18 protein-coding genes are annotated in these 14,031 nt (G+C 66.9%); 13 read left to right on the forward strand and 5 right to left on the reverse strand.

Annotated features, from left to right (window positions below):
• Positions 1–9 precede the first annotated feature (9 nt).
• The gene (locus tag CHU93_RS14570) at positions 10–876 is read right to left on the reverse strand and encodes a LysR family transcriptional regulator (protein WP_165768758.1); all 867 of its coding nucleotides are present in this window, start codon (positions 874–876) and stop codon (positions 10–12) included.
• 109 nt (positions 877–985) lie between these two features.
• On the opposite strand from CHU93_RS14570, the gene CHU93_RS14575 reads away from it, so the two are divergent.
• Genes CHU93_RS14575 through CHU93_RS14600 form a run of 6 tightly spaced genes read left to right on the forward strand, consistent with a single transcriptional unit; the run spans position 986 to position 4,668 of the window.
• Entirely contained in the window at positions 986–1,348 is a 363-nt protein-coding gene (locus CHU93_RS14575) for a monooxygenase (RefSeq protein ID WP_133064422.1), read from the forward strand.
• Positions 1,345–2,373 carry a zinc-dependent alcohol dehydrogenase gene (locus tag CHU93_RS14580; protein WP_094474884.1) on the forward strand — a complete coding sequence of 343 codons (1,029 nt, stop codon included), beginning with the start codon at positions 1,345–1,347 and terminating at the stop codon, positions 2,371–2,373. Before CHU93_RS14575 ends, CHU93_RS14580 begins: the two co-directional genes overlap by 4 nt.
• A gap of 24 nt (positions 2,374–2,397) precedes the next feature.
• Positions 2,398–2,766 carry a hypothetical protein gene (locus CHU93_RS14585; protein WP_094474885.1) on the forward strand — a complete coding sequence of 123 codons (369 nt, stop codon included), beginning with the start codon at positions 2,398–2,400 and terminating at the stop codon, positions 2,764–2,766.
• A gap of 50 nt (positions 2,767–2,816) precedes the next feature.
• Entirely contained in the window at positions 2,817–3,539 is a 723-nt protein-coding gene (locus tag CHU93_RS14590) for a hypothetical protein (RefSeq protein WP_207759290.1), read from the forward strand.
• Positions 3,536–3,925 (forward strand): cupin domain-containing protein, encoded by a 390-nt coding sequence (locus CHU93_RS14595; RefSeq protein WP_094474886.1) that lies wholly within the window; start codon positions 3,536–3,538, stop codon positions 3,923–3,925. Before CHU93_RS14590 ends, CHU93_RS14595 begins: the two co-directional genes overlap by 4 nt.
• Positions 3,922–4,668, forward strand: a complete 747-nt coding sequence (locus CHU93_RS14600; protein ID WP_094474950.1) for a TlyA family RNA methyltransferase — start codon at positions 3,922–3,924, stop codon at positions 4,666–4,668. The genes CHU93_RS14595 and CHU93_RS14600 overlap by 4 nt, the downstream gene beginning before the upstream one ends.
• Here the strand turns inward: CHU93_RS14600 and CHU93_RS14605 are convergent.
• Positions 4,665–4,952 carry an HNH endonuclease gene (locus CHU93_RS14605; protein ID WP_094474887.1) on the reverse strand — a complete coding sequence of 96 codons (288 nt, stop codon included), beginning with the start codon at positions 4,950–4,952 and terminating at the stop codon, positions 4,665–4,667. The two genes, CHU93_RS14600 and CHU93_RS14605, sit on opposite strands and share 4 nt — an antisense overlap.
• Positions 4,953–4,999: 47 nt before the next feature.
• Between CHU93_RS14605 and CHU93_RS14610 the strand changes: the two genes are divergently transcribed.
• The 5 genes from CHU93_RS14610 to CHU93_RS14630 all read left to right on the forward strand — a co-directional run bounded on the left by CHU93_RS14610 (position 5,000) and on the right by CHU93_RS14630 (position 8,090).
• Positions 5,000–5,551 carry a TspO/MBR family protein gene (locus CHU93_RS14610; protein WP_094474888.1) on the forward strand — a complete coding sequence of 184 codons (552 nt, stop codon included), beginning with the start codon at positions 5,000–5,002 and terminating at the stop codon, positions 5,549–5,551.
• Between the two features lie 3 nt (positions 5,552–5,554).
• Positions 5,555–5,821: an accessory factor UbiK family protein gene (locus CHU93_RS14615; RefSeq protein WP_086116488.1), complete on the forward strand. Its 267-nt coding sequence runs from the start codon at positions 5,555–5,557 to the stop codon at positions 5,819–5,821.
• A gap of 85 nt (positions 5,822–5,906) precedes the next feature.
• The gene (locus CHU93_RS14620) at positions 5,907–6,425 is read left to right on the forward strand and encodes a type III secretion system chaperone family protein (protein WP_086116487.1); all 519 of its coding nucleotides are present in this window, start codon (positions 5,907–5,909) and stop codon (positions 6,423–6,425) included.
• A gap of 3 nt (positions 6,426–6,428) precedes the next feature.
• Positions 6,429–7,211, forward strand: a complete 783-nt coding sequence (gene proC / locus CHU93_RS14625; protein ID WP_094474889.1) for a pyrroline-5-carboxylate reductase — start codon at positions 6,429–6,431, stop codon at positions 7,209–7,211.
• Between the two features lie 48 nt (positions 7,212–7,259).
• On the forward strand, positions 7,260–8,090 hold the full coding sequence (locus tag CHU93_RS14630; protein WP_094474890.1) for a c-type cytochrome: 831 nt from the start codon (positions 7,260–7,262) through the stop codon (positions 8,088–8,090).
• Here CHU93_RS14630 and CHU93_RS14635 read toward each other — a convergent pair.
• Positions 8,087–8,605 carry a MarR family winged helix-turn-helix transcriptional regulator gene (locus CHU93_RS14635; RefSeq protein WP_094474891.1) on the reverse strand — a complete coding sequence of 173 codons (519 nt, stop codon included), beginning with the start codon at positions 8,603–8,605 and terminating at the stop codon, positions 8,087–8,089. The two genes, CHU93_RS14630 and CHU93_RS14635, sit on opposite strands and share 4 nt — an antisense overlap.
• Before the next feature lie 146 nt (positions 8,606–8,751).
• Between CHU93_RS14635 and CHU93_RS14640 the strand changes: the two genes are divergently transcribed.
• Together CHU93_RS14640 and CHU93_RS14645 are read left to right on the forward strand one after the other, a co-directional pair.
• Positions 8,752–9,660 (forward strand): branched-chain amino acid aminotransferase, encoded by a 909-nt coding sequence (locus tag CHU93_RS14640; RefSeq protein WP_094474892.1) that lies wholly within the window; start codon positions 8,752–8,754, stop codon positions 9,658–9,660.
• Positions 9,614–11,224, forward strand: coding sequence for a phosphomannomutase (locus tag CHU93_RS14645; RefSeq protein ID WP_341476590.1), 1,611 nt, complete (start codon positions 9,614–9,616; stop codon positions 11,222–11,224). The genes CHU93_RS14640 and CHU93_RS14645 overlap by 47 nt, the downstream gene beginning before the upstream one ends.
• A gap of 5 nt (positions 11,225–11,229) precedes the next feature.
• Here CHU93_RS14645 and CHU93_RS14650 read toward each other — a convergent pair whose 3' ends face one another.
• Both CHU93_RS14650 and CHU93_RS14655 read right to left on the reverse strand, forming a co-directional pair.
• Positions 11,230–12,408, reverse strand: a complete 1,179-nt coding sequence (locus tag CHU93_RS14650; protein ID WP_094474894.1) for a glycosyltransferase — start codon at positions 12,406–12,408, stop codon at positions 11,230–11,232.
• 10 nt (positions 12,409–12,418) lie between these two features.
• Positions 12,419–13,402, reverse strand: a complete 984-nt coding sequence (locus CHU93_RS14655) for a polysaccharide biosynthesis/export family protein (RefSeq protein WP_243375701.1) — start codon at positions 13,400–13,402, stop codon at positions 12,419–12,421.
• Positions 13,403–14,031: the final 629 nt, after the last annotated feature.

The raw sequence follows: 14,031 nt of genomic DNA on the forward strand, positions 1-14,031 counted from the left end.
CGCGGGGCCTTAGCCGGCTTTGCCCCCCTGCGCAAAGGCAGCACTGATCCAGCGGGTGACAGCGCGAATCGCCGGCAGGCGCTGCACATCGCGGTGGACGGCCAGCCAGGGGGTGCGTGGCGGCGCCGGGGTGGCGGTCGGGATTTCGATCAGCCCGCCCGCCATGCGGCGCGGCAGCAAACCGATGCCAGCACCGGCCTGGGTGGCGGTGAGCAGCGCCCGCGTGGAGCCGGTGGCCATGCGCACCGCCCCTGACAGGCCAAGCCCGGCCAGCCAGGCCATTTCGGGGATGCGGCCGAAACTGTCATCATAAGCCAATATCGGCCCGTCAGCCGCATCGATGCTGGCCGGATCGCGCCCCGCCAGCCAGGCTGGGCTGGCAAACAGCGCCACCTGCTCGGCCGGCAGCGCCCGCACGATCAGGGCATTGCCTTCGGGCCGGCTCATCCGCACCGCCACATCAGCCTCGCGGCTGGCAAGGCTGACCACGGCGCCCTGGCTTTGCAGGGTGATTGCGATGCCGGGATGCCGGGCCCACAGTTGTGGCAGGGCAGGGGCCAGCCGATCGGCAATGATGGTTTCAGTGGCGGTGATGCGCACGGCCACCGGCCCGTCTGCCCGCATGGCCGCCGCTGCCCGGCTGATGCTGGCCATCTGTGCCTCCAGCGGTTCGGCCAGGGCGGCCAATTTCTGCCCCTCGGGCGTCAGCCGCGCACCATCGGCCCGCCGGTCCACCAGTCGCAGCTTCAGGCTGCCTTCCAACCCGTCGAGCCGGCGGGCGGCGGTGGAGATGGCGATGCCGCGTGCGCGGGCCGCTGCGCTGATTGAACCCAACCGGGCAACGCTGGCCAGCAGCGCCATGTCATCAAGATCCATCGACAATCGTTCCATTTCTGCAACGCTGGTTTGCCGAGATCTGCATGGCAGCGCCGGCCTGCCAATGCCAGCATTAGATCTTCATCAATCGATGATGAGGAGAATGACGATGTTGCCGAAACTCGTTCCCGCCATGGCCCTTGCGATGGGCCTGCTGCTGGCCGGCGGTGCCCAGGCCCGCCCCGTGGCCGTGCTTGTGGCGGTGCCCATCCCGGCCGGCCTGCCCAAGGAAAAGCTGGAGGGCCTGTTTGCCGCCAGCGTGGGCGACTATCAGGGCCGCACGGGCCTGACGCGCAAATATTTCACCATTGGCGATGATGGCCGGGCCGGCGGCATCTATCTGTGGGAAAGCCGGGCAGCGGCCGAAGCCTGGTTCAACGAAGCCTGGAAGGCAGGGGTGCTGAAACGCTGGGGCGCACCGGCCAGCGTCAGCTATTTCGATGTGCCGCTGGTGGTGGACAACAGCAAATGATGCAGGCGCTGCATTTCATCGCCCCCGGCCGTTTTGAATGGCGGGAGCAGAAGCCGCTGGTGCTGGCGGCCGCCACGGACGCGATTGTGCGCCCGCTGGCGGTCGCCCGCTGCGATCTGGATCTCTATATCGCTGCCGGCGTGGTGAAGATGCGAGGGCCGTTCGCCTTTGGCCACGAATGCGTGGCCGAGGTGGTGGACGCGGGCGAGGCGGCCGGCGTGCAGCCGGGCCAGCGGGTGATCGTGCCGTTCCAGCTGAGCTGCGGGCGCTGCCCGGCCTGCCAGCGCGGCCACACCGGCAGTTGTGAAGCCTATCCACCGCTCGCCAATTTCGGCCTCGGCGGCGCACCACGCACGGATTATGGCGGCGCATTGTCGGGCGCGATGCATGTGCCGTTTGCCGATCATATGCTCGTGCCGCTACCCGAGGGCCTGGATCCGGTGGCGGTGGCAAGCGCGTCTGACAATATCGCCGATGGCTGGCGCGCGGTGGGGCCGCAACTGGCAGCCCGCCCCGGTGCCAGTGTGCTGGTGGTGGGCGGTCTGGCGCAGAGCGTCGGCCTCTATGCCGCCGGCTGCGCGGTGGCGGCGGGCGCGGGCCGCGTGCTCTATCTGGACGATGATGAAGACCGGCGCGAACGGGCGGCCCGCCTGGGCGCCGAAGTCGCGCCGCTGGCGCTCGCCGAAGGGCGCACACCCACCGATCTGTTCGACATCGTGGTGGAGGCGGCGGGCACGGCGCCGGCGCTGGAATTTGCCATCCGTTCGGCAGCGCGCAATGCGGTGCTGACCAGTGTGGCCATTCATCTTGATCGATTGACCCCGGTGCCGCTGACCGAAGCCTATTACCGCGGGCTCACCTTCGTCACCGCCCGGGTGGATTCGCGCGCACATCTGCCGGCGGTGGTGGGCTGCCTTGCCTGCGGGCATTTCCACCCCGAGCATGTGACGCACAAGGTGCTGCCCTTTGCCCAGGCCGGCGAGGCGATGACCAATCCTGGCCCCAAGCTGGTGTTTGTGCCCTGATGCGGCCTTGCCTATAATCGGGTCATGCGCAGCGCCTTGCTCATCCTTGCCGTGCTGGCCGCCCCGGCGCTGGCGGCGCGCACCGATGTGGGTGCGTTGCCTGCCAGTGGCCCGGCGGTGAAATGCCTCGACGAAACCGGCCTGCAATATGTGGCGACCGGCAATCGCGACTGGCTGCTGATGCGCCAGGGCCGCGGCACCTTCCGGGCCGAGCTTGTGGGTGGCTGCCCCGGCATGGGCGCCAACCGCATCATCGCCCGCCGCAACACCCAGGGGCGGCTGTGCGGCAATGATCTGATCGAGGTGATCGATCCGGTGGGCGGCATGAACTATGGCCAATGCCGCATCGGCCGGATCGAGCCGATTGCCGTGCCCAAGGGCGCGCGCTTCTAACCGAGCCGGCAGCCTCGACAGGCGGGTGCTGCCCGCCGTAAGGGCAAGGCATGAACGAAATTGCAAAGAACCGCCCCGCCTGGGCCGTGGCGCTGCTGGCCGGGGTCGCGATGCCGGCGGCCGCGCTGCTGCTGGTTGGGCCAGCGGGCGTGGCCGGCGTGGGCGCGCCGGTGCTGGCAGCCGGCCTGATGGCGATCGGCATGATCGGCGCTGCGGCGGCGGGCCGGTTCTGGACCGGCTATGGCATTGCCGTGCTGGCCGGCCTGGGGCTGGTGCTGCTGCTGCGCAGCGCCGGCTTCGGGCCATTGCCGCACCCCTTTTCAACCGGGCTTGCGGTGCTGATGGCCAGCCTTAGCTTTGCCGCGCGCGGTTTTCTGTTTTCGCGGGCGCTGGGTGCGCGGGGCTGGTTGATGGCCCTGTTTGTCGTCGCTGGTGAGGCGGCAACCCTGGTGGCCACGGCCACATTGCCCGGCGTGTTGCCGGCCTGGCTGCTGGCCCTGCTGCCGGCGCAGTGGGCGAGCATGGCGCTGAACACCGCCTTGCTGGGCACCGGCACGCGGGCGGCGGCATCGGCGCTCTATGCGCTGGCCGGCACGGCGGCCGCCACCCTGCTGGTTGCTCGGCTGCTGCCGCGCAAATGGCCCTATGCCATCATGTTCATAACCTGGCTGGCGCTGTCGGCGCTGGTGATGCACCGCCCGGTGCCGCCCGCTGGCGGCGCGGCGCCCGCTGCGATAGGCTTGGGCGCAGAGCAGGCAGGGGACAGGAAATGAGCAAGCATATCTGGGCAATCGGGGCGGCGATGGCGCTGGCGGGCTTTGGCGCCGGGCTGGCCGTGGCGCAGGGCGCGGCGCCCACCACCATGCGCACGCCGCAGTTCGCCAACACGGAAGTGAAGGTGTGGAAAAGCCTGATCATGCCGGGCAATCCGCTGCCGCTGCACCGCCATGATCATCCGCGCGTGATCATCGCGCTGAAGGGCGGCACGATGCACATCCTCGAGGAAACCGGCCCGGCGCCGGACAAGAGCGACATCGCCGTGTGGGAAACCGGCAAGGCCTATTGGCTGCCCGCCAATCCCAAGACCCAGCACCAGGACATCAACATCGGCAAGGACCCGATCGAGGTGATGGTGGTGGAGCTGCAGAAGGCGTGGTGAAAACCGGATCGGCAAAGGCGCGGGTTGACCAGTTGCTGGTGGCGCGCGGGCTGGTCGAAAGCCGGGCACGGGCGCAGGCGCTGATCATGGCCGGCCTGGTGTTTTCCGGCGACAGGAAGATCGCCAAGGCCGGCGACCTGCTGGCAGACGATGCACCGCTGGAGCTGAAGGGGCGGGATCATCCCTGGGTGTCGCGCGGCGGCATCAAGCTGGATCATGGCCTGACGCATTTCGGCTGGGATGTGACAGGGGCGGTCACCATCGATGTCGGCAGTTCCACCGGCGGATTTACCGATGTGTTGCTGGCCCGCGGTGCGTCGCGGGTCTATGCGGTCGATTCGGGCACCAACCAGCTGGCGTGGAAGCTGCGCCAGGATGCGCGGGTGGTGGTGCTGGAACAATTGTCGGCCCGGCTGCTCACGGCCACGCACATCCCGGAGCCGGTTGATCTGATCGTCTGCGATGCCAGCTTCATCAGCCTCGCCAAGGTGCTGGCAGTGCCGCTGGGCTTTGCCAAACCGGGTGCGCGACTGCTCGCCCTGATCAAGCCGCAGTTCGAGGCGGGCCGGGCCGAGGTGGGCAAGGGCGGCGTCGTGCGTGACCCGGCAGTGCATTCACGGGTTTGCGATGAGGTGTCCACCTGGCTGGCCGGCGAGGGCTGGCAGGTCGCCGGCATCACCCCCAGCCCGATCACCGGCCCGGAAGGCAATGTGGAATTCCTGATTGCGGCCCAGCGCGGCTAACGCTTCTTCGAACGCGTCGGCGCGTGGAAATCCGGCGGTTTGCCCGCCACCCAGGCCAGAAAAACGGCCAGATCGGTATTGGCCAGCAGTGTATCGCGGTCCGCACCGATGCGGGCCAACTGGGCATTGCTGAAATTGGCATGGATGGCGCGGTGGCAAATGGGGTGCAGCGCCACCACGCTGCGGCCGCCCTTGGCGCGTGGCAAGGGGTGATGCCATTCCACCCGCGCCCCCAAGGGCCGGTGGCACAGCCAACAGCGGCTTTCTGCGGCATCACTGGCCATGGCTGCGGGATAGAAGATTGCCGCCAAAGCGGCTACATTTGTTGGTGATGAGCGTTGCCGATTCTGTCGAGTTCGTGCCCGAACCCTGGTTTTCGACCGGCAGATTTGCGCGCGCCGCACTGGTGGCCGTGCCCGGCATCTTGTTCGGTGGCGGCCTTGTGGCCCGCATTGCCGGTTCCACCGAAGCCAATCCCTGGTACCAGTCGCTCACCCTGCCGGCCCTGCAGCCGCCGGGGCCGCTGTTCGGCATCGCCTGGGCCATTCTCTACACATTGCTCGGCCTGGCGTTGGCCATGGTGTGGGGCACGCGCGAAGCCAAGGGCAAGCGGCTGGCCATTGCCCTGTTTGCCGTCGGGCTCGCCATCAATCTCACCTGGTCACCGGTGTTCTTCAAGCTCCACATGATCAGCGCGGCGCTGGGCATCATCATCGCGATGCTGGTCGTGGCGCTGGCCACCGCCTGGGCCTTTTTCCGGGTCAACCGGCTGGCCGGCTGGCTGCTGCTGCCCTATCTGGGCTGGCTGTGCTTTGCCACCGGGCTCAATGTTTCCATCCTGATGCTCAACCCCATGGCCGATGCCATGCAGATCGGAATCTGATCCATGCAGAACGACAACAAGCTGTTTGAAGACCTGTCCAAGGTTGCCACCGCCGCCATGGGCACGCTGGCGGGCGCCACCAAGGAATTGTCGGGCGCGGCCCGCGACCGCATGAAGGATTTCGTTGGCGCTGCCGATATCAGCCGCGATGAATTTGATGCGGTGAAGGCGGTTGCCATGGCCGCGCGCGAGGCGGTGGAGCAGCTGAAGGCCGAAGTTGCCGCACTGAAGGCCGAACTGGCCGCCAAATCTGGTGGCGATCAGGCCTGATATCCACAGGATATTGCGTGCAGCCCCCTTGCCGAATCGGCAAGGCTTGCCCAGCCTCCATACAAGGCTGTAAGGGAGGGGCGAGATGAGCTTTCCCGACATGGAATTTGCCGGACCGGAACCGGCCCCGATCGATATGCTGGAACAGCTGTTCGATGCCAATGGCTGGGCATCGGAACGGCTGGGTGACGAGGAAATCATCACCACCATCAAGGGCGGCTGGACCACCTATCAACTGCGGGCGCTGTGGCGGGACGAGGATCGCGTGCTGCAGATCATCGCGCGCGGCGACCTCTCCGTGGCTGACCATCAGCGTGCCGCCATCTATGAAGTGATCGGCCTGATCAACGAGCAGCTGTGGATGGGCCATTTCGAGCTGTGGTCGGCCGACGGCGCGGTGCTGTTCCGCCATGCCACCCTGCTGGCTGATGATGATGCCGCCGATGGGGGCGATCTGTCGGCCGCCCAGGCGGAAATCCTCACCGATGCCGCGGTCGAGGAATTCGAGCGTTACTATCCGGTGTTCCAGCTCGTGCTGCTCGCGGGCCAGGCCCCGGCCGAAGCGCTGGCTTCGGCGCTGCTTGAAACCGCCGGCGAAGCCTGATCGATGACGGATGGTGCGGGGGCGCCGATCTGGCTGATCGGTTGTGGCAACATGGGCGGCGCGCTGTTGCGGCGCTGGCTGGATGAGGGCCTGGGCCCGGTGGCCGTGATCGATCCGGCGGCCCGCAACCTGCCCGATGGCGTGGAAGCGCTGCCGCGCCCACCGGCGACCGGCAAACCCGATATTGTCGTGCTGGCCGTGAAGCCGCAGGCCTGGGCCCAGGCCGTGCTGCCGCTGGCTGGCCGGTTGGGGCCGCTCACCCTCGTCATCTCCGTCATGGCCGGCGTGAAGACCGAGGATCTGGCCCGGCTTTTCCCCGGTGCAGGCATCGTGCGCGCCATGCCCAATACGCCGGCGGCCGTGGGGCAGGGGGCCACCGCCCTGTTCACCCGCGATGGCGACATCGTGCAGGGCGCCGCCGAAGCGCTGTTCCAGCCGGTCGGGCAAACCGTGTGGCTCACCGAGGAAGACCAGTTCGATGCGGTCACCGCCCTGTCAGGCTCCGGCCCGGCCTATGTCTTCCATTTCATCGAAGCGCTGGCCGCTGCCGGCGAAGCGGCCGGCCTCGCGCCTGCCATGGCGATGCGGCTGGCGCGGCAGACGCTGATTGGCGCCGCCGCCCTCGCCGCCCAGGATGGCGCCAGTTCCGCCGCGACCTTGCGCGAGCGCGTCACCTCACCAGGGGGCACCACAGCGGCCGGGCTCTCGGTGCTCATGCCGGCGTTGACACCGTTGCTCGAACGGGTGGTCGCCGCAGCCGCTGCCCGTTCGCGCGAACTGGGCTGACGCGGGCCGTATTTGCCGTTAGCCTCCGCGATCGGGGGAGAACGGCCGATGCAACCATGGCTCCGAATCACGGCTGCTGGCGTGGCGGCTGCGGCACTGCTCGCCGTCGGCGCTGGCGGTGCGCTGTTATGGGCCGGCAACCGGATCTTGTTGCGGGATGTGGGCGCCTTGCCAGAAGCCGTCGCCGGCGGGCCGGGTGATGTGGCACTGGGTGCCCGGCTGGTCGCGATTTATGGCTGCAACGGCTGCCACGGCAAGGCGCTGACCGGGTCGGATTTTTACGGCATCATCGCTCCCAATCTGCGGCAGCGGGCGCGCACTTGGGGGTTGGAGGGCTTTGCCCGCGCCGTGCGCCGCGGCGTGCGGCCCGATGGCACCAGCATCAGTTGGGCGATGCCATCCGAACATTTTGCCGCCATGGCCGACAGCGAGATTGCGGCCATCCACGCCCATTTGAAACAATTGCCGGCCGCGCCCGATGCGCAGCCCGTCACCATCCACCACCGCCTGTTCAAGGCCTATGCCGCGGCCACCGGCGAACTTGTGGCCAATGTCGCGCTGGTGCGGGCCAATGACCGCGGGCCTGAGATTGCACCGGCACCCGGCACGCCTGCCTGGGGACCCTATTTCACCCGGCTGGCCTGCGCTGAATGTCACAACCATGGCCTCGGCGGCAATCCGGGCTTCACGCCCGCCCTGATCGACGCAATCCAGGTCTATGATTGGCCGGCCTTTGTCAGGCTCACCACCACGGGCCGTCCACCGGATGGGCGCGAGCTGCGATTGATGACTTCCGTTGGCCGCGAACGCCTGGCGCCGATGACCGATGCCGAACGCCGCGCCCTGTTCGATTATCTGAAGGCGTTGCCCGAACGCTAATCCTGCAACGCTTCCACGCGCGGCCGGTCTTCGGGCGGCACCAAACCCATCAACACGGCCCAGAACCCCGTCACCGCCTGCTGCCCGGCCTCGCCATAGGCGCGCGCCATTGATCGTTCCAGCTCGGCAAACAGTCGCGCTTCGAGGGCCGCACCAGCCGTGGTCAGCCGCAACAGGCGCTGGCGGCGATCGTTGATTCCGACTGCCTGCTCCACGAGTTCGCGGGCCTGCAAATCGGTCAAAACCCGGCCCAAGGACTGCTTGGTGATGCCCAGCAGGCCGATCAGCTCGCCCACGCTCAGGCCCGGCTGCCGGGCAATGAAATAGAGCGCGCGGTGGTGGGCCCGGCCCAGGCCCTGCGCTTCCAAAATGGCGTCGGCGCCGCGGATCATCGCGGTATAGCCGAAATAGAGCAGCTCGATGCCCCGCCTGATCTCATCCTCGCGCAGGAACAGCGGCGAGGCCGGGGTCACCCGCAATGGTGTGGCAGCGGCGCTGATATTTGGGACAGTCATGTTGACATATCTGCCACAAGGCGTATGGCAAGGCAAGCGGTTGACGCAACAACCGGCCAGCCAGCAACCCGCTCAGGGTTCGTTTGTTTCGCCGGTTGCCTGCTGCCAGCCAAAAAATTGCAAGCTTGTCAGGAAGAGGAAGTGCCATGGACGCCGGCTTCGATGATCGCAACGGTCAGATCTGGATGGATGGCCAGTTGGTGGATTGGCGCGAGGCCAATGTCCATATCCTCACCCACGGTCTGCATTATGCCAGCGCGGTGTTCGAGGGCGCGCGCGCCTATGGCGGCCATATCTATGCCCTGTCGGCCCATTCGCAGCGCCTGATCGATTCGGCCAACATCATGGGCTTCCCGCTGCCCTGGACGGTCGCCGAGATTGACGAGGCCTGCAGGGCCACGCTGGCGGCCAACAATCTCACCAACGCCTATGTGCGCCCGGTCGCCTGGCGCGGCAGCGAGCAGATGGGCGTTTCGGCACAGAAGACCAAGGCGCACATGGCGGTGGCCTGCTGGGAATGGGGTGCGTATTTCGGCCCCGAAGCGCTGAAGAAGGGCCTGCGCCTCACCATCGCGCCGTGGCGCCGCCCGGCCCCCTACACCGCACCGGTGCGCGCCAAGGCGGCCGGCCTCTACATGATCTGCACCCTCTCCAAGCACAAGGCGGAGAATGACGGCTACAACGATGCCCTGATGCTCGACTGGCGCGGCCAGGTGGCCGAAGCGACTGGCGCCAACATCTTCTTCTGGAAGGATGGCGAACTCCACACGCCAACGCCCGACTGCTTCCTCGATGGCATCACCCGCCGCAGCATCATCGCGCTCGCCCAACGCCGCGGCATCAAGGTGATCGAACGCGCCATCTGGCCGGAAGAACTCGGCAGCTTCAGCCAAGCCTTCCTCACCGGCTCCGCCGCCGAAGTGACCCCGCTGGCCGAAATCGGCCCCTGGAACTTCCAGGTCGGCCCTGAAACGCTGCAGATGGCGCAGGATTATCAAGATCTGGTGCATGGCCGGATCACCGGCGTGGAACCGGTGCCGTCAACGCAGGCATAAGCCAGGCGTGGTTCTGGTCGGACCAGATGGTCCGGACACAAGAAGGGACGCGGGCAAAGCTCGTTTTTTGCAGGAACCACTGATGACGAGAACAGTCGCCGACTGTATGAACGCAAGCGGCGTGGCCTTTGGAACCAGCGGCGCGCGCGGCCTGGTGACGGCGATGAGCGACCGCGTGTGCCATGCCTACACCACTGGTTTCCTCGGGTTTCTCCAGGAAGTCGGGGCGTGGCGCCCGGGCATGCAGGTTGCGCTGGCCGGTGATTTGCGACCGTCGACGCCGCGAATCCTGGCGGCCTGTGCCGCTGCCGTCCGCGATGCTGGCGGCCTGCCCTTGTTCTGCGGTTATCAGCCGACCCCCGCGTTGGCGGCGGCTGCCTTTGCCCGCCGAATTCCGTCTCTCATGGTCACCGGCAGCCATATCCCGGATGATCGCAACGGCATCAAGTTCTTCAGACCCGATGGCGAGGTGCTGAAGGCGGATGAAGCCGGCATGGCCCGACAAATCGTCGATCAGACGTCGAGGCAGTGGGATGAGGCTGGCGCCATGATCGATGCGGCGCCCCTGCCTACCCCGATCGATGTCGCCACCGCCTACGTCGCCCGTTATGTCGATGTCTTCGGACCCGTCGCCCTGGCCGGTCGCCGGATTGGCATTTACCAGCATTCGGCCGTCGGTCGCGATGTGCTGGTTCAGATTCTGGCCGGATTGGGTGCCGAAGTGCTCCCACTGGGCCGATCGGAACGCTTCATCCCGGTCGACACGGAAGCGGTGCGCGCCGAGGACCAGGCGCTGGCGCGGCAGTGGGCGGCAGACCATGGCTGTGATGCCATCGCATCCACGGATGGCGACAGTGATCGCCCGCTGCTTGCCGACGAGCATGGGGAATGGCTGCGGGGCGACATTCTTGGCCTGCTCTGCGCCCGCATGCTGGGCGCCGATGTGGTGGTGACGCCGGTTTCCAGCAACAATGTTGTTGAACGTATTCCGGCGTTCACCCGCGTCGAACGCACGCGCATTGGATCACCCTATGTGATCGCGGCGATGGATCAGGCGCGCGCCGATGGCCAGGTTGTGTGTGGCTATGAGGCCAATGGGGGCTTCCTGCTGGGCAGTGATGCGGTGATCAACGGCCGCACGCTGCCGGCACTGCCCACCCGTGATGCGGTGTTGCCAATCGTGGCGGCGTTAGTCGCCGCCGGCACGCGGGGTCTGGCAGCGCTTGTCCGCGCTCTTCCGCCCGGCGTGACCCACAGTGACAGGCTGCCGGATTTTGCGGCCGGCCGCCGCGACGCGCTTATGGACTGGCTGTTGCCGCCTGACGTGGCGGAGCGGGATGCACGGCTCGCCGCGACTTTTGGTCCGATTACCGGCGCCGCGCTGGAACAGGTCAACCTCACCGATGGCGTGCGGATGCTGTTCGCCAACGGCCGCGTCATCCACTTGCGTGGGTCCGGCAATGCCCCGGAGCTGCGCTGCTACACCGAAGCGGAATCACCTTCGGTCGCAGCAGCCATGAACGGCCGCAGCCTTGCATTGGTCGCGGAGCGGTTTCCCGGCTGAGCTGTTCAGCCGCCCAGCTGGTGTAGAAAACCCTCAACCCGGCTGAAATGGCTCTGCCAGTCAGGGGCGCGATAATGCTTAAGCCGATCCAACTGGTCGGCGCGGGCAGTGCTGCCGGGCAGGGCATAGGCCATGATGGCCGCACGCCATGCCGCAACATCATCGGGCGGCAGCAGGATGGGAACGCCCTGGCCGATTTCGCGGAACACCGGCAGGTCTGACGCGATGACGGGTACGTTGGCGGCCAATGCCTCTGCCAGCGGCAGGCCATAGCCCTCGGCCCAGCTGGGGAAGAGCAAGGCGCGCGCGCCAGCCAGCCGATCGGCAATGCCGGCATCATCCAGCGCCCCTGTCTCGCACACGCGGCTGCCGAAGCCACCGGCATCCAGCCGCGCCAGCACGTCTTCACATGCCCAGCCCCGCCGGCCGATGATAAGCAGCCGTGGTGCGTCCTCGCCATATTGCGCCAACAGATGAGCCCATAAATCCAGCAGCAGCGCGTGATTCTTTCGGCCTTCGATGGTGCCCAGGATGATGAAGTCATTGCGATCAACCCGCTGCATCGGCACAGGCAGGTGAGGGGTGCCTGGCCAGGCCACCAGCGTGGGTGGCAGCTGCTTTGCCTGACCGGCGGCAAATTGCGCCAGCGTGTCGATTGTGTCCTGGCTGTTGCCGATGATCGCGCCGGCAATGGCCAAAGCCGCCGTCATGCGGGCATGGTGGCGATCAGCTTCGCCAGCCCGGCAATATTCGGGATGAGTGATCGGGATCAGATCATGCACCATCAAGACGGGCCTGACCTTGGCGGCAGCGACCCAGTCAGCCAGGCCGGGCAGATCCAGCCCGGTGTGGCCCACATTCAGCCACAGGCGTCCGCGGCCCGGCAAGGAACGCCAATTGCCGGGGCCATGACGCAGGAACCAAGATGCCAGCTGCAGGCGCTGCCAGGACAGCGACGCCGGTGGGTCTTCGGGCTGGCCGAGCGACCGGAACAGGGCGCGCGAGGCTGCCACGCCCAGTACGTGGCGACCGTGACGATGGAGCAGCGTGGCCTGCGCACGATCGCCGAAATGCGCCAGCCAGGCCATGCAGATGCGATCGATGCCGGTCGGGCGCACCCCGGACCAGCGCCGCCACAGCATCCGCGACACATCCAGCAGATAGGGCGCATCATTGTCGCGCATTGGCGGTTGGTCAGTCCTGCTGCTGGACCACCGTCGTCACCGTTGCGATCGGCAGGATCGTTTGGGAAACGATGCCCACGAACCGCTGCAGTTCGGCGATCGGGGCATTGGTGATGTAGACCAGATCCTTGTCGCTCATGCGGAACTGCTGGGCGAGGAAATAGACCGCCGGATCCTTCAGATCGAAGCTGTAGATGACCGGGACGCGCTGGCCACCTGGCGTTTCCGGGTCTTCCCAGCGGAACAGGAAGACACCGCGCGGGTTGGCCCGCCCATCCTGCAGGCCCCCAATGCGGCCGAGCGCCTGGGACAATGTGATGCCCATCGCTTCAAAGCGAATCTCATCGTTGCGGCCCGCAGCGCCAAGCACCGTGAAGCTGTAGGGTTGGTGCAGTGCAGTCACCACATCATCCTTGGCCAGCACGATGTTGTTGTCGCCGCGCTCGATGATGTCGCTGAGAGCCATGCGATGGATCCGGCCAGCGCGGGTGACCTGAATGGTTGTAAGGTTGACGGGCGGCTTTACGCCGCCTACCTGGGCCAGCGCGTCCAGCAGCCGCTCGCCGCGCGGCGTAAGCGGCAGGCGCGCCGATTGGCCAACCTCGCCAACCACGGTCACGGTTGCCGTGGCGTTGCGCACCAGACGGACCAGCACCTGGGGCGCATTGGCGCGGCCACGCAGGCGGCGAACGATGTCGGTTTCGATGTCCCGCAAGGTGCGACCGCCGGCCGGTACGGCGCCGGCAAAGGGCACGTTGATGGTGCCGTCGGGGCTGACCAGCAATTCCGGCAGGGTGCTCGGCCGTGCCGTGTTGATCGCCGTGCCGATGCGGGTATCGGATGCGGGTCCGCCGAAGAGCGTGGCGGGCGGTGCCTCCCAGATGGTGACTTCCAGGGCATCACCCACACCCACCACGGTGCCCACCGGCAGGGCGCCGGCCAGCACATCGGCAAAGGCTGGCCAGGGGGCTGGCGCCTTTAACTGGGCCGCCATGTCACCACGCACCTGGACGACCTTGATCGGGCTCGCCTGTTGATCAGGTCCGGCCGGAACCGACCCGCCCCGCAGGACGGCTTGGCGCCCGGGCCCGAATGGCTGGCACGCGCTCAGCGTCAATCCGGCCAGCAGAGACAACAGCAGGCTGCGAGAGAAGATCGGCGATGTCATGGTTACTCGACTGGTTGGCATGGGGCCTTCGCGCGTCTTGCCAGGCTCAAGCCAGCCATTCGGACCGGATCCGGTGGTCCTGACGTCTAGAGCGCTGCAACGGCCATGGCCCATGGCATCACTGGCGTGGCTTGTCAAAACCCTCACCGGACGTCACCAGGGCGCCTGTTGACAAGACTTTGACGCAATTTCGGGTAACCGAAGCCTATTCGCGGCAAACCGAAAACGGCGCAGCTCGGGCGGTCGTTCGTCCACTTGACGACTGCAACCGATGCCCTATAGAACCGCATTCTGCCTTACGAGATGGTCATGCAGCCAGGCTTGGGACGCGAGACAAGGTTCCGCCGGCGATGTGGGTCAACCACTGGCGGGGATGACAGTGCGAGTCGAACTGTCACATTCTGGGCGTAGGAGAGCCTACCGGCACTCCATGTGCCGCAGTGCGACAGGATCGG

This window comes from Sandarakinorhabdus cyanobacteriorum, from assembly GCF_002251755.1.
Taxonomy (GTDB): Bacteria; Pseudomonadota; Alphaproteobacteria; order Sphingomonadales; family Sphingomonadaceae; genus Sandarakinorhabdus; species Sandarakinorhabdus cyanobacteriorum.

What these genes read in the sequence shown, in the direction of transcription:
- CHU93_RS14650 (WP_094474894.1), bottom strand. Translation starts at nt 12,408, where the DNA reads ATGCGCGACAATGATGCGCCCTATCTGCTGGATGTGTCGCGGATGCTG.
- CHU93_RS14605 (WP_094474887.1), bottom strand. Translation starts at nt 4,952, where the DNA reads ATGGCCAGTGATGCCGCAGAAAGCCGCTGTTGGCTGTGCCACCGGCCC.
- CHU93_RS14580 (WP_094474884.1), top strand. Translation starts at nt 1,345, where the DNA reads ATGATGCAGGCGCTGCATTTCATCGCCCCCGGCCGTTTTGAATGGCGG.
- CHU93_RS14585 (WP_094474885.1), top strand. Translation starts at nt 2,398, where the DNA reads ATGCGCAGCGCCTTGCTCATCCTTGCCGTGCTGGCCGCCCCGGCGCTG.
- CHU93_RS14615 (WP_086116488.1), top strand. Translation starts at nt 5,555, where the DNA reads ATGCAGAACGACAACAAGCTGTTTGAAGACCTGTCCAAGGTTGCCACC.
- CHU93_RS14655 (WP_243375701.1), bottom strand. Translation starts at nt 13,402, where the DNA reads ATGGCGGCCCAGTTAAAGGCGCCAGCCCCCTGGCCAGCCTTTGCCGAT.
- CHU93_RS14575 (WP_133064422.1), top strand. Translation starts at nt 986, where the DNA reads ATGTTGCCGAAACTCGTTCCCGCCATGGCCCTTGCGATGGGCCTGCTG.
- CHU93_RS14620 (WP_086116487.1), top strand. Translation starts at nt 5,907, where the DNA reads ATGAGCTTTCCCGACATGGAATTTGCCGGACCGGAACCGGCCCCGATC.
- CHU93_RS14595 (WP_094474886.1), top strand. Translation starts at nt 3,536, where the DNA reads ATGAGCAAGCATATCTGGGCAATCGGGGCGGCGATGGCGCTGGCGGGC.
- CHU93_RS14570 (WP_165768758.1), bottom strand. Translation starts at nt 876, where the DNA reads ATGGATCTTGATGACATGGCGCTGCTGGCCAGCGTTGCCCGGTTGGGT.
- CHU93_RS14645 (WP_341476590.1), top strand. Translation starts at nt 9,614, where the DNA reads ATGGCCGGATCACCGGCGTGGAACCGGTGCCGTCAACGCAGGCATAAG.
- proC (WP_094474889.1), top strand. Translation starts at nt 6,429, where the DNA reads ATGACGGATGGTGCGGGGGCGCCGATCTGGCTGATCGGTTGTGGCAAC.
- CHU93_RS14635 (WP_094474891.1), bottom strand. Translation starts at nt 8,605, where the DNA reads ATGACTGTCCCAAATATCAGCGCCGCTGCCACACCATTGCGGGTGACC.
- CHU93_RS14610 (WP_094474888.1), top strand. Translation starts at nt 5,000, where the DNA reads ATGAGCGTTGCCGATTCTGTCGAGTTCGTGCCCGAACCCTGGTTTTCG.
- CHU93_RS14590 (WP_207759290.1), top strand. Translation starts at nt 2,817, where the DNA reads ATGAACGAAATTGCAAAGAACCGCCCCGCCTGGGCCGTGGCGCTGCTG.
- CHU93_RS14640 (WP_094474892.1), top strand. Translation starts at nt 8,752, where the DNA reads ATGGACGCCGGCTTCGATGATCGCAACGGTCAGATCTGGATGGATGGC.
- CHU93_RS14630 (WP_094474890.1), top strand. Translation starts at nt 7,260, where the DNA reads ATGCAACCATGGCTCCGAATCACGGCTGCTGGCGTGGCGGCTGCGGCA.